The 13,860-nt window shown below is 28.7% G+C and carries 15 protein-coding genes; all 15 read right to left on the reverse strand.

Features of this window, described 5'->3' with window-relative positions; translation table 11 throughout:
• Positions 1–42: 42 nt before the first annotated feature.
• Positions 43–1,122: a signal recognition particle-docking protein FtsY gene (gene ftsY / locus EII29_RS07990; protein ID WP_125237005.1), complete on the reverse strand. Its 1,080-nt coding sequence runs from the start codon at positions 1,120–1,122 to the stop codon at positions 43–45.
• A 14-nt stretch (positions 1,123–1,136) separates the two neighbouring features.
• Positions 1,137–1,850, reverse strand: a complete 714-nt coding sequence (gene tsaB / locus EII29_RS07995) for a tRNA (adenosine(37)-N6)-threonylcarbamoyltransferase complex dimerization subunit type 1 TsaB (RefSeq protein ID WP_125237006.1) — start codon at positions 1,848–1,850, stop codon at positions 1,137–1,139.
• Positions 1,819–2,286 (reverse strand): tRNA (adenosine(37)-N6)-threonylcarbamoyltransferase complex ATPase subunit type 1 TsaE, encoded by a 468-nt coding sequence (gene tsaE, locus EII29_RS08000; protein WP_125237007.1) that lies wholly within the window; start codon positions 2,284–2,286, stop codon positions 1,819–1,821. The genes tsaB and tsaE overlap by 32 nt, the downstream gene beginning before the upstream one ends.
• A gap of 39 nt (positions 2,287–2,325) precedes the next feature.
• Complete coding sequence (gene rfaE2 / locus EII29_RS08005) at positions 2,326–2,835, reverse strand: D-glycero-beta-D-manno-heptose 1-phosphate adenylyltransferase (protein WP_125237008.1); 510 nt, start codon at positions 2,833–2,835, stop codon at positions 2,326–2,328.
• A 192-nt stretch (positions 2,836–3,027) separates the two neighbouring features.
• Positions 3,028–5,202 carry a heavy metal translocating P-type ATPase gene (locus EII29_RS08010; RefSeq protein WP_125237009.1) on the reverse strand — a complete coding sequence of 725 codons (2,175 nt, stop codon included), beginning with the start codon at positions 5,200–5,202 and terminating at the stop codon, positions 3,028–3,030.
• Between the two features lie 24 nt (positions 5,203–5,226).
• Positions 5,227–5,589 carry a metalloregulator ArsR/SmtB family transcription factor gene (locus EII29_RS08015; protein WP_125237052.1) on the reverse strand — a complete coding sequence of 121 codons (363 nt, stop codon included), beginning with the start codon at positions 5,587–5,589 and terminating at the stop codon, positions 5,227–5,229.
• 658 nt (positions 5,590–6,247) lie between these two features.
• Complete coding sequence (locus EII29_RS08020) at positions 6,248–6,706, reverse strand: MarR family winged helix-turn-helix transcriptional regulator (RefSeq protein WP_125237010.1); 459 nt, start codon at positions 6,704–6,706, stop codon at positions 6,248–6,250.
• A 116-nt stretch (positions 6,707–6,822) separates the two neighbouring features.
• On the reverse strand, positions 6,823–7,908 hold the full coding sequence (locus EII29_RS08025) for an AI-2E family transporter (RefSeq protein ID WP_125237011.1): 1,086 nt from the start codon (positions 7,906–7,908) through the stop codon (positions 6,823–6,825).
• Between the two features lie 30 nt (positions 7,909–7,938).
• On the reverse strand, positions 7,939–9,258 hold the full coding sequence (der, locus tag EII29_RS08030) for a ribosome biogenesis GTPase Der (RefSeq protein WP_125237012.1): 1,320 nt from the start codon (positions 9,256–9,258) through the stop codon (positions 7,939–7,941).
• Positions 9,259–9,332: 74 nt separating this feature from the next.
• Positions 9,333–9,923 (reverse strand): YigZ family protein, encoded by a 591-nt coding sequence (locus EII29_RS08035; protein WP_125237013.1) that lies wholly within the window; start codon positions 9,921–9,923, stop codon positions 9,333–9,335.
• Between the two features lie 21 nt (positions 9,924–9,944).
• A complete protein-coding gene (locus tag EII29_RS08040) occupies positions 9,945–10,940 on the reverse strand; it encodes a hypothetical protein (RefSeq protein ID WP_125237014.1) in 996 nt (331 codons plus the stop codon).
• Between the two features lie 368 nt (positions 10,941–11,308).
• Complete coding sequence (locus tag EII29_RS11940; protein WP_148096411.1) at positions 11,309–11,563, reverse strand: hypothetical protein; 255 nt, start codon at positions 11,561–11,563, stop codon at positions 11,309–11,311.
• Positions 11,564–11,903: 340 nt separating this feature from the next.
• Positions 11,904–12,101, reverse strand: coding sequence for a hypothetical protein (locus EII29_RS08045; RefSeq protein ID WP_125237015.1), 198 nt, complete (start codon positions 12,099–12,101; stop codon positions 11,904–11,906).
• 268 nt (positions 12,102–12,369) lie between these two features.
• Entirely contained in the window at positions 12,370–12,531 is a 162-nt protein-coding gene (locus EII29_RS12095) for a hypothetical protein (RefSeq protein ID WP_158612494.1), read from the reverse strand.
• Between the two features lie 472 nt (positions 12,532–13,003).
• A complete protein-coding gene (locus EII29_RS08055) occupies positions 13,004–13,765 on the reverse strand; it encodes a site-2 protease family protein (RefSeq protein ID WP_125237017.1) in 762 nt (253 codons plus the stop codon).
• Positions 13,766–13,860: the final 95 nt, after the last annotated feature.

Below are 13,860 nucleotides of genomic sequence, written 5' to 3' on the forward strand. Positions count from 1 at the left end.
TAAAATTCACTCCATTTCTAAAATATATCTTTATCAAATTATTTATTCAAACATTGCTTTGACAAATTCTCCCGTATCAAACTTTCTCAAATCATTTATCCCTTCACCTACTCCTATAAATTTGATAGGTTTTTTAAGCTCTTCAGAAATCGGAAATATTATTCCTCCTTTAGCCGTTCCATCAAATTTTGTAAGTATTATTCCTGTTAAATTGACTATTTCATTAAATATTTTCGCCTGTTCCAGACCATTTTGTCCTGTTGTGCTGTCTATTACCAGTAAAGTTTCAAATTCTTCAAGACCTGACTGCTGTTTTATTATTTTATTTATTTTTTCAAGCTCTTTCATTAAATCAATTTTGTTATGAAGCCTTCCTGCAGTATCAATTATTGCAACATCAAAACCTCTGTTTTTTGCTGTACTTACAGTATCAAAAATAACCGCGGCAGGATCACTTCCATGTGTCTGTTTTACAACTTCTATACCTGTTCTTTTGCCCCATTCTTCTATCTGTTCAACAGCTGCGGCTCTGAATGTATCTCCTGCACCTATTATTACTTTCTTCCCTTCATTTTTAAGCTTATTTGCTATTTTTCCTATGGAAGTGGTTTTTCCTACCCCATTTACTCCGACAACAAGTATAATATTCAGTTCTCCATCTTTCAGATTTAACTCGGCACTATTTTCAACAGTATTGTTATATATAAGTTTTTCTTTAAGTATTTCCTTAAGTTCATCATAAACATTTTCCGATGTTTTCAATTTCTTTTTTTCTACATTTTTTTCAAGCTCTTCTACCAACTTCATAGTCATGTTCATTCCTATGTCCGACTGTATTAAAAGCTCCTCAAGCTCTTCATACAGCTCATCATCGATTGTTTTACCTAAGAGCATCTGTTTCAGTTTCCCGAAAAAACTTTTTTTCGGTGCTGCAAGTCTTTCTTTTAAAGGTTTCATCGTTTCAATATCAGAATTTTGATTATATTTTTCTCCATTACTTTGATTATTATCTTTAATTTCCGATGTAATTTCTTCTTTCAGATTTTCATTTTCTTCTGTTATTCGATTATTTTCGATTTCTTTATCTTTTTTTCCGAATTTAAATAAATTTTTTAAAGCCATTACTTTTCCTTTCCTTATTTTTTATCTCTTTCAGCTTGGGATTTTTCCAAATAATAAGGTTTCAGCCCAAAAATATCAGTCCGTTTCAATTTTCCTTTTAAAAACATTTCAGCAAAAGTCAAAGAACTTATTCCAATATTTCTGTCATTCAAAAATTTCACTTTTCCTTCTGATATTTCAACAATTTTCTCCTTATAATTAAAGGCTCCTCCTCCTGTTAAAAATACAGTATCTTTATTTCCTATATTTTCTATTATATTTTGCAGCTTATCCGCTTTATAGTCTTTTATTTTTTTCAAATTTCCTTTTTCTTCAATTTCATAGACTGAATAATATATTTTTTCTTTTCCCGAATCAATCATTGAATATATTTTTATTCCTGAATCCTCTTTTTCCGAAATATTATCAATAACCGAACAAGCCTGATGCGCCAGAGCATCCAACTCATTAACTTCATAAATTTCAACATCTTTGCCGTAAAAAAGTCCTTTCACTACCGATATAGCTATTCTCACTCCTGTAAACGAGCCGGGACCTGAAGAAACTGTTACTTTGTCCACTTCTTTTATTTTTTTTCCTGTCCATTCAAACAGTCTGTCTATCTGCTCAAGAATTGTCGTAGAATGAGTTTTTGCAACTTCCACTCTTATTTCTCCTAAAATCCTGTTTTCACTACATAAAGAAACAGAAGCTGTTTTAGTTGCTGTTGTTATTGAAAAAATCAACATAATATTTTTCTCCATTTTTTAATTTATAAACTGATACTTTTCTAGTCATTTCATTATTATGCTCTATTTCAATGTACAAAGTATCTTCCGGCATTTCATCTAAAATATTGTCAGCCCATTCCACAATTACAACGGCATTTTCTTCCCCTATATAATCTTCAAAACCTATTTCATATATTTCTTCAGGATTCATAATTCTATACACATCAAAATGATATATTTTTATATTTTCTGAAATATATTCCATAACATATGTAAATGTGGGACTTTTTATATTCTCTTTTATTCCATAACAGCTGCATATTTTTTTCGTAAAAGTCGTTTTCCCTACTCCCAAATCTCCTATTAATCCTAAACAGCCCCCATTTTGTAATATTTCCGCCGTTTTTTTCGCCAGTTTATTTATTTCCTCAAATGTCAATATTTCCGACTTCATGATTTATTTTTAAACTCCCGATTCTAATTTTAAAATACTCTATTTTTTTGATGAATACACCTTAATTATTTTATTTATAATCCCTGTTGTAGAGTTATTATCTACAAAGGAAAGTATTCTTACTTCTCCACCGTTTTTTTCCACAATTTCCGTTTCAGGCAAATCTTTTTTTTCATAATCTCCGCCTTTTACGTGAATATCAGGCTTTAACAATTCCAACAGTTTTTCCGGAGTTTTTTCATCAAAAATAACGGTATAATCTACAAATTTCAGACCAAGCAGCATTTCAGCTCTGTTTTTTTCATTATTTATAGGACGTTTATCACCTTTATTCACTTTTACAGAAGCATCACTATTCACACCTATTATTAAAACATCTCCCAACTCTTTCGCTTCTTCAAGATATGTCAAATGTCCTATATGAAGTATATCAAAAACTCCATTCGTGAAAACTGTTTTTTTCCCTTCTCTTTTCAGATCCAGAATTTTTTCTTTCATTTCTTTTTGAGTCAGTAAATTCTCTTTAAACTTACCTTTATTTTTAACCATTTTCATCTCCGTATTCTACCATTAAAATTTTTCTCTTTTTAAATTATAACATATTTTTTTGATAATGGTGTAATTTTTTAAATGTTTTTTTTAAAATGATATATTAAAATCAAGTATAATATGATTTACATTATTAAAAAGAACCCCTCAGAATTTTGTTCAATCCTTCAGGGAACTTAATATTCCACTATTTTAATCTTCTTTTGTCCTTATAATTCTTGCCGAATTTAAAATTGCTATTAATGCAACTCCCACATCTGCAAATATAGCTTCCCATATTGTAGCAAATCCGGCTATCCCCATTAAAAGCGTTATCAGTTTTACTCCTAATGCAAATGTTATATTTTGCCATACTACTTTTCTTGTTTTTTTAGCTATTTTTATAGCTGTCACTATTTTTGACGGCTCATCATTCATTATGACAACATCTGCCGCTTCAATGGCAGCATCACTTCCAGCTCCTCCCATTGCTACTCCTATATCAGCTCTCGCAAGTACAGGAGCATCATTCATTCCATCTCCTGCAAATAAAACTCTTCCACCATCTTTTTTTCTTTCAAATATGTATTCCAGCTTCTCAACTTTTTCATTTGGAAGAAGCTCTGTATAAACTTCATCAATATTCAACTGTCTTGCTATCTCTTCTCCTATAGATCTGTTATCTCCCGTAAGCATTACAATTTGTTTTACACCGTTACTTCTCATTTCTTCTATGGCTCTTTCGGAATCTTCTTTAATCTCATCAGCTATAAGTATATTCCCCGCATATTTTCCGTCAATAGCAACGTACACAGCTGTACCTGCTTCAAGTCCTTTTTCTATCGAAATATTTTCAAGGTTCATTAGCTTTATATTACCCGCTATCACTTTTTTCCCGTTTATATCCGCTTTTATTCCATATCCCGATATTTCTCTATAATTTTTAATTATATTTCTATCTATGCATGTATTATTTTCTTCGTATTTTCTCACAATCGACTCTGCAATAGGATGTGTTGAAAAACTTTCGGCATGTGCCGTATATTTCAATAATTCTTCTTTTGTAAATAGTCCACTATTTTCAACATTTATTTCAGTAACTTTAAACACACCTTTTGTAAGTGTGCCTGTTTTATCCATTATCACAGTATCAACATTATTCAAAGCTTCAAGATAATTCCCTCCTTTTACAAGAATACCATGTTTGGAAGCTCCCCCTATCCCTCCGAAAAATCCTAAAGGTATGGATATCACCAAAGCACACGGACATGAGAGCACAAGAAATATCAATGCTCTGTAAAACCATTCATAAAAAGTTGTACTTTCCAATATAAGAGTGGGAACTACAGCGACTATCAAAGCAACTCCCACAACTATCGGAGTATAATATTTTGCAAATTTTGTAATAAAATTTTCCGTTTTGGATTTTTTGCTGCTTGCATTCTGAATTAAATCCAATATTTTTGAAGCTGTAGATTCTGAAAATACTTTCATAACTTTTACTGTGACGAGTCCCGTCTTGTTTATATATCCACTTAAAATTTCATCTCCTTCATATTTTTCAGACGGTAAAGACTCTCCTGTAAGTGCGGAAGTGTCAAACACTGAATTGCCCTCGATTATTACCCCATCCAAAGGAACTTTTTCTCCGGGTTTTACAATTATTAAATCATTTACTTCCACTTTTTGAGAAAGAACTTTTTCTATTTTCTCACCTTTTTTCAAATTTGCATAATCAGCTCTTATATCCATTAAAGATGCTATAGAATTTCTTGATTTTTTCACTGCCATACCTTGAAATAATTCTCCTACCTGATAAAAAAACATAACAGCTACTGCTTCATGATATTCTCCAATTATAAATGCACCTATCGTTGCAATTGACATTAGAAAATTTTCGTCGAATATCTGACCTTTTCTTATATTTTTAAAAGCTTTTACAAGAACTTCTCCTCCTATTATAAGATAACTTATTAAAAATAGATGTGTTCTTATTGAAAGACGTATATCCAGATTAAAATTTTCAGGAGAAAGTCTCAAAAAACTTGCTAAAATATAGACTAATGACCCTAATGCAAGCATTATAATTAATTTTTTAGTTTCGTCTAAATGACTATGATTGTGAATGTGAGAATGCTCACTACCAATATGTTTTTCAGGTAAAAATATTTTAACTCCTTCTTCTACGGAGTCAGCTATTTTCTGTACTGAATTTACTAAAAATGTGCAATTTTTCTCATCTGTTTCAAGTAATATCTTTTCTCCCATAAAATCTACATGGGCTTCCTTTATCTGTTTTATTTCGTTTATTTTTCTTTCGATTTTAGCTGCACAATTTGCACAGTTTAAACCTTCCACTTTTAAAATTATCTGATTTTTTCGGTTCATTTTCGTATTCCTTTCAAAAACTGATTATCCTTTTTCAAGAATATGAGTTAACCCCTGCTCCACTATTTTCTTTATATGCTCATCATCTAATGAATAATATACTACTTTCCCGCTTTTTCTATATTTTACAAGCCTTCCCTGCTTAAGTACCCTCAATTGATGTGATATGGCGGACTGAGTCATTTCAAATAAAGATGCTATATCACATACACACATTTCCGAATGAAAAAGTGCACTTAATATTTTTATTCTTGTGCTGTCTCCAAGTAATTTAAAAAAATCTCCGAGATCGTATAAAACTTCTTCTTCAGGTATTTTTGTCTTTACATTTTCTATAATTTCTTTGTGAATTATAGTATTTTCACATACAGGTAACTTTTTTTCCATCTTATTTTTTATACGATATATACTATATATATCGTACACTCCTTTCCCTAATTTTTTAAATATATATATAATTGAATTTATTATAAATAACTGCAATCTTTTTATTTGAAGCTTTTCCCTTTGTTCATCATTATATATCCTTACAACTTTTTTTCTTAAAATTCTACAAAACATATGAATATATATTCATATGTTTTAATATACTACTTTTTAAGTTACTTGTCAATATGTATCTTTATATTTTATTATTCTCTTATTTTAAAAATATTTAGTTTTGGAGTTCTAATATCATTAAAACTTATTATATTTCTTATTTTAAAGTACTTTATATTATTTTTCTAACTTTCAACTTCAAATTTTCTAACATAAAAATACTTAAATTAGTATCATAAAAGCATCCTTTCTATATTTTTAAAGCAAACGGGCATTTTTGATTCACATAAAATTTAAGTCAAACAATTCTTTAGTTTAAAAGTTATCTTGTAAGATACCAAAATCAAATCATAAATTTTAAACACATTTAGTAAAAATAGCAATTTCTATTTTTTGAAATAATCCTTGAAAACTCGACAATAAAACCTCATAAAAAATAATTTCAGCTATAAAAAAAGAGCCTCAATAATATATATTTTATTTGAGTACCCCATTTTTATAATTTTTACAGATACTTCTGATTTTCCTCCATTAAATCAGTAAACTCCCTAATTTTTTTACCTGTCTCCAAAAGATATTCTTTGTTATCCGCAGTTTTTTCAATCTTACTGAATATATCTCCCCATGACTTATAAACTTCAGGCATAACTTTTAATCCTTCGCTGGTTATTTTTGTAAATGACTGTTTTCCTGATTTTATTCTTTCCACATAACCTTTTGAAACCAGTTTATCAACAAATCTTGTAACTGTTGAAGGAGCAATAGTTAGAGCTTCGGATATTCTATTTACCGATAGTCCTTCTTCTTCTTCTTCAAGCAGAACCATCAAAAATCCGTGGGTAGGACAGATATCCATTTTGCTGAAAGATTCTTCTGCTATTTTATTCACTACTCTGAACAATCTTGATATGGTAAAATAAAGACAGTCGTTTATCTGCATTTCTCCTTTGCTGCAATTTTTCATATTTACTCACTTCCTTCTTTCTCAACATTTTAAAATCAAATTTACTGATATTTATACTTTTTTAGTATAATAAATTTTTAAATTTCTTTTCTCAAAATCTTGTATGTACAATACTATCATATCCCTTTATTTTTGTCAATTTTTCCTCTCTTTTCCAATTTATCAAAATAAAAGATAACTGACAACTTCAAAACCACGTATACAGGAATTGCAATAAATGCACCTCCAATACCAAACAATGCACCTCCGATTAATACAACCAAAAGAGTCGTTATCGGATGGATATCTACTGATTTACTTGTAAGCCAAGGTTTTACTATGTTAGCTTCTATAGTCTGCAATATTGTTATAAGAACGATAACCGTTACAACAAGCTTAAACGATTTCGTGGCCGCATAAAGTATTATAGGAATAAGTCCTATAAAAGGTCCTATAAAGGGTATTACATTTCCTGCTCCTATTATTATTGAAAATAATGAACTATATTCCATTTTCAGAAATAAAAATATAACATAAGAGCATATCCCCACAATTATACTGTCTAACACCGTTACTTTTATGTATTTTCCTATAGCTTCATCTATTTGCCTTATTAACGGAATCAGTTCTTCTTTATTAAGTTTTTTCAGACCTTTTTTTACACCTTCACCTATTTTATCATAACTGAATATAAGCATTATAGTGAAAATCGGAGTCATAAACAGCAAACTGAATGTTCCTGTTAAAAGAGAAACACTGGAATTAAGTACTTTTAAAAAATTAGTAAAAATGATTTCTTTTGAATTTATTATAGAGTCTCTTATATTTAGATTGTTATGTTCCAAAAAAGAAAAAAGATTTCTTTGAAACTTTTCCTGATTTTTCAGAAAAAATTCTATAAAACTCGACAGTTGACTCCCAATTAACGGTATGAATGCCAGTATTACATATATAAAAAAAACAAAAAACACGGATAATACAAGAAATATCGAAATTTTCCTATCCATTTTAAAATTCTCACTTAACATATCAATAAACGGCATAAGTGAATATACTATTACAAAAGATAAAATAAAAGGAAATATCGTTCCTGTTATTATCTGAATAGATTTTTCAAAGTAGACATATACTTTAAAAAACAAAAGCACGGATAACAATGTCAGTACCATTAAAGTCAGTATATTTTTCCATTTTATAAACTTTTCTTCATTATAAAAATTCATTTTTAACCTCATTTTATTATATTTAATTTTTTAGTACATTTCATTTTTTTTATTAAATACTATTTCAATTGGACAACCTTCAAATCCAAAATACTCTCTTAATTTATTCTCAATATATCTCTGGTATGAAAAATGTATTAATTCCGGATTATTTGAAAAAAATACAAACTTAGGAGGAGCCTGCCCTATCTGTGTTCCGTAATTTATTTTTACCGCTCTCCCTTTTCGCGTAGGAACAGGATTTTGAGCTATCATTTCTGATAAAATCTGATTCAACAGACCTGTAGTAATTTTCTTATGATACTCTTCATTTATAAATTTAGCCTGTTCCAATACATTTACAGTCCTTTTTCCTGTCAGTGCCGACACGGTAATTATCGGAGCATAACTCAAGAATGCTAAATCCGCTTTTACAAGTTCAGTAAATTCTTTTACACTGTTATTGTCTTTTTCTATTAAATCCCATTTATTTATAACTATTATAATCGGCTTCTTCTCTTCATATATGAGACCTGCCACTCTTTTATCCTGTTCTGTAAGCATTTCCGTAGCATCAAGCATAAGTACACATACGTCAGCTCTTTTTATGGATTTCATAGCTCTTAGCACACTGTAATATTCAATAGAGTCCTCTATTTTAGATTTTCTTCTGATTCCTGCAGTATCTATTAATGTATATTTTTCTCCATTATATTTTAAAGTAGAATCCAGAGCATCTCTCGTTGTTCCTGCTACATCACTTACAATGGATCTCTCTTCATTCAATAATTTATTTACAAGGGATGACTTACCTGCATTAGGTCTTCCTAATATGGCTATTTTCAGTCCTTCTTCAGTTTCTCTTTCTTTTCTGTCATCAAACTTTCCTATAACTGCATCCAGTAAATCTCCCAAATTCACTTTATGCTCCCCTGAAATTCCTATTACTTCTTCAAATCCTAAAGTATAAAATTCAAATATATTTTCCTGTTCCTTCATATAATTATCTATTTTATTCACTGCTACTACAACTTTTTTATCTTTTTTTCTGAGTATGTTTGCTATGTCCTCATCAAGACCCGTTATTCCTGTTTTCCCATCAACAAGAAAAATCACTACATCTGCTTCATCGATAGCAACTTGTGCCTGATCCTTTATTTTTTTCATCATAAAGTCTTCCGTTTTCGGTTCAAGTCCCCCTGTATCGACTAGTATAAAATTCTTTCCCGCCCATTCTGTTTCACGATAAAGTCTATCTCTTGTAACTCCCGGTTCATCTTTTACTATTGAAAGCCTGTCTCCTACCAGTTTATTAAATAGTGTAGATTTCCCCACATTAGGTCTTCCCACTATTGCTACCACCTGTTTCATTTTACCTCCTTAGTTACACCTTATAATAACCTGATTATTGACATTTATTATAGCACACTTTTGAGTTATTTTGTTTATAATTTTATTACAATCACTTTATTCATTTCGTTCAGTTTTCCTTCTACACTACTGTCTGCCTTTATTTTCAAGGTTACTCTATTTGAATAATTTTTTTCAACAATTTCTATTCCAAACTTATTTTCATTTGAATTTAAAAAACTTTCTATTTCAGAAGTATATTCATAATCATAATCTATTATAAATACTGATTTTTCCTTATATTCAATTATTCCCGCTTCGTTTATGACAAGTTTTGCAGTCTTGGCATAATTTCTTATAAGTCCTCCTGCACCAAGTTTTACTCCTCCAAAATATCTTGTTGCCACTATCGCCACATTATATATATCTAGAATATTAAGTATTTCTGCCATAGGCTTTCCTGCTGTATTTGAAGGCTCACCGTCATCATTATACTTAAAATATTCCTGCCCATTTTCCATAACTCTGTAAAGGGGGACATTATGAGTAGCATTAGAATGCATTTCTCTTATAGATTTTATAAATTTCTCAGCTTCATCTACAGTAGCTACAGGCTTTATATAACCTATAAATTTTGATTTTTTTTCTTCAAATTCAATAATTGTTTCTTTTAAGACTGTTTTCAAGATTTTACCTCTCTACTATTATCATATTTCCAATTTTTCCATTAATCCTTCTTTTTCAAACTTCCTGAATTTTTCAGTTTTTTCAAGTTTTTCATATATTTTCTCTAAATTTTCCTCATTATTTACAGTTCCGTTATTTTCCGCATCATTAAAATACTGAAAAAAAAGTCCGAAAAAGGGTGACATCAATATAAATTTCATTGTTGAGATATCCTTTTCCTTATTATATTCCGAAACTTCCTTTGATATTTTTTTTTCAGCAATATTTTCAATATAGTAATTTATACCTTTTTCCAATTCACCTTTAAGAATATAAGCCAATGTTCCGGAACTTATTATATCCAGCTGTCTTGAGTATACTTCTTCATCAGTAATCCCGTACTCGGACATCAGTGCTTTATTCTCCAATATTTTATTTACTTCTTCAGATTTCGTTATCATTGACAAAAAGATTTTATCCATCGTATTTTTATTTTCTTTTTCACTCTTACTTTTCTTTTTTATTTCCTCTTTCTGTTCAGTTAATTCAAAAAATTCTATCATTTTTAAATAAAGTATATTTTTACTTTCATCTTTTACTTTTTTTAAGTATCTGTCACTTTTTTCCTTTTCATTTAAATTCAAAAAGTATTCTCCAAGAAAAAAATTTTTCTTATCTTCAGGAAGTTTTATTTTCAAGTAATCTTTTTCATACTCTTTTATTTTTTCGACATCTTCCTTTTCCTTATTCCTTCCTGCAATATTCATAAGTTTTTGAAGGATAATATAATTTCTTCCATCTTTTACAAAAACATTTTCCAGCTCCTTTATTTTTTCCTTTTCCACCTTTCCTACATTTTCTGAATCCCATAAAATTATATCTCCTATTTCCTTATCCAGTTTTACGGTTTCATCTATTACACTCTGTGTAACTCTAAGTTTTGACAGATTTTCCTGTATATATTCCTTTCTTATAAATGCATTCAATCCCACACTCATTAACAAAAATAGAACTATTGATAATATTCTTTTTTTCATCTCCATTCCTCCTAATTTAGACATCTTATTTTTTATTTTGTATATGTAACAAATTTTACATTAATTTCAATAAATATTCAATAAAAATAACTTATTTTCAATTTTTGTCTAAAAAATATATTTAAAAATTTTATATTTCCAATATTCATATATTGAGGACTGTTATAAATCTCAAAATATTTTATAAACAATTTCCTTATTTCAATTAAATCTATTGAATTTTTCTAATTAAAAAACCGGCTGAAATCAGCCGAGCTTCTTCCTCTTATTTATCCCGTAAACGGCAAAGTCAAATATTATAATCATCAACAAAACTATAAAACTTCCGGAAATAAAAAACAATATAGAAGAACGGAAATCTCTTTCACTTATATAGTCTTTTTTTCTGCCGTTGCTATTATAATTTTATAGTATAATATCCTACAATCCGTTTCTTTAAATTTATCCGCCATATTTTTTTCTGTCAGGTTGAATTTCATATTTTCTTTTTTTACTGAATTAATATAAAAATAACTGTTACATTCCTTTTCTTCCTTGTGACTTTCAAGGTAACCTGTATAATAAGTTCCTTTTCTATCTAATTTTGTTATGCTCTCACAAATTTTTATTTCATTTTTATACAAATTTAACTTATCTATCGTTTCATCATAATCCGCTTTCTATTTTAAATATAATATTTTTCATTTAATACTACTGAAAAATTTTCAGGTAAAAACTTTGTCCTGAACAGATCCAATGACATAAAAAAACAAGTGCATGAAGAAAAACAAGCATTAAAAATAATACTTTCACTGTTTTTTTCCATATGGAATTTTTCTCTTTACAGAATATAAACGGTAATTTAAAAAAGTTTTTTATTTTTCTTTTTATAATTTCCGCTTTGTTTAATATAATCATCGTTAGGGCTGCAAAATTTATATCAACAACATTACAAAAACTTTCATCAAATATTTGAAATCATCTTTATAGATAACCTATTTCCCCGTTTTTCTGATAGACATATCCTGCGGGATTATTGTATACCATTTCTACATTTCTCAATTCTTCTCCGACATCTTTTTTCAGTTTTTCCTCAGCCTCACTTTTTGTCAGTTCAAAATCCCTACTTCTACTTATATAAAAATAATGTTTATCCCCATCGATACTTCCGTTTTCTTCCAAGCATCCTATGTAATTACAGCTAACTTCTGTTATTTTTTACAACTCTGCCTATACTTAAACAGAGTAATCTTTATTTTTATTATTTAATACCAGTTTTACCGTTTCTTCCAAGACGTATTCACCTTCAAGGTAGTAATTGCCTGATAAATAATACGAATTTATCGGTGTATTCCGACTTTTTGTTATTTTTATGGATAGTAAGAGTATACATAAATATAGGCTATCGTTAAAGATGTAATAAATATTATAATCTGTTTTTAATTATCTTTCACCTCTCTGATTTTTCCGGTTTTTTCTGTTTTTTAATTTGCCTATTTTTTATTCTTTTTTCTACATCTTTCACCAATCGATTTATATTCAGTATTGCTTCTTTTCCGTTATTATAAATTTTTCTGAATACCGAAGAAGATAATTTATAACCACTAGACATATTATATGAATTTTCGGTTTCCTTCCCATATGACAATCCCGTATCACTTAAATCATAAGGTTTTTAAAATTTATCAAATATTTTATAATTTTTTTAATTACTACTTCTATTTTTTCATCTTTCAATCTTTTCATTTTTACTTTTGAATCAATTTTCTTCAAAAGGCACTTTACTTTTTTATTTTCACCTTTTTATTATTAAAAGATTTCAAAAGCTCTTCCATAGCTTTACTCATAATTTCCCCCTTTTTTCCATATCCCGCAAAACTTTTTTTACCCTATCTTTTCCTTAATTAACTATTGCAATCAAAAATTAAAATTTTTCTAAACAATATAACTAATAATATTATAACAGTTACAATTTTTTAATTTAATATTTATAACTTTTACTATGATTTTTATTTTTCATTTTATATTAATTTATATTTTAATATTAACTATATCATAATAATATCATATTATAATTCAAATTCTCACATAATTTCTACAGGTATTCCCATATTTGTCAGTTTTATAAAAAAAGTAAACATCCATATAAAAAATTGTCTGAATACCCCTGAATAAACAATTAGAAAAACTACTACCATTCCATACTTTTCTATCTGATTATAAAATCTTCTCACTTTTTCTCCGGCCATCGAATATACTATTCTCCCTCCGTCAAGGGGAGTAACAGGAATTAAATTGAAAAATGCCAAAGCCAGATTTATCATATACATATATAGAAATATTGTTATTATAATATCATTTTCTCCGAAAAAAGGTATTCCGTACCTTAAAACGGTTAAAGAAACAGCTGCAATTATAAGATTTACTACAATTCCCGCTATTGCTACACAGAAAAGACCCAATCTTTCAGGTTTCAGTTTATAAAAATTTACAGGAACAGGTTTTGCCCAACCAATTACAAAAGGAAATCCGGTTAATATAAGTAAAATTGGCAGCAGCATGCCTGCCAAATCTAAATGTTTTAAAGGATTTAATGTGATTCTTCCTTCTTCTTTTGCAGTATCGTCTCCAAATTTATACGCTATATATCCATGAGCCACTTCATGTAAAGTCATGGAAATTACAAATATACACAAGGAAATTACTATGTCCCATGAAAATCTGAAATCCGAAATTCCTCTGAATAACATAATCGACAACAATACAAAAACTATCAAAAACTTTAATTCAGTATTTTCAGGATTCATTATTTTAAACTTTTCATAATATTTTTTTATAATTTTCATTTTCCTACCTCTTTAATTATATTTACGTTTTATTATACCATAATTTATATTTTTCTGCTTGACTGTTTTTAATTAATTGTGTTAAATTAAGTATA

Source organism: Leptotrichia sp. OH3620_COT-345 (assembly GCF_003932895.1).
GTDB lineage: Bacteria > Fusobacteriota > Fusobacteriia > Fusobacteriales > Leptotrichiaceae > Pseudoleptotrichia.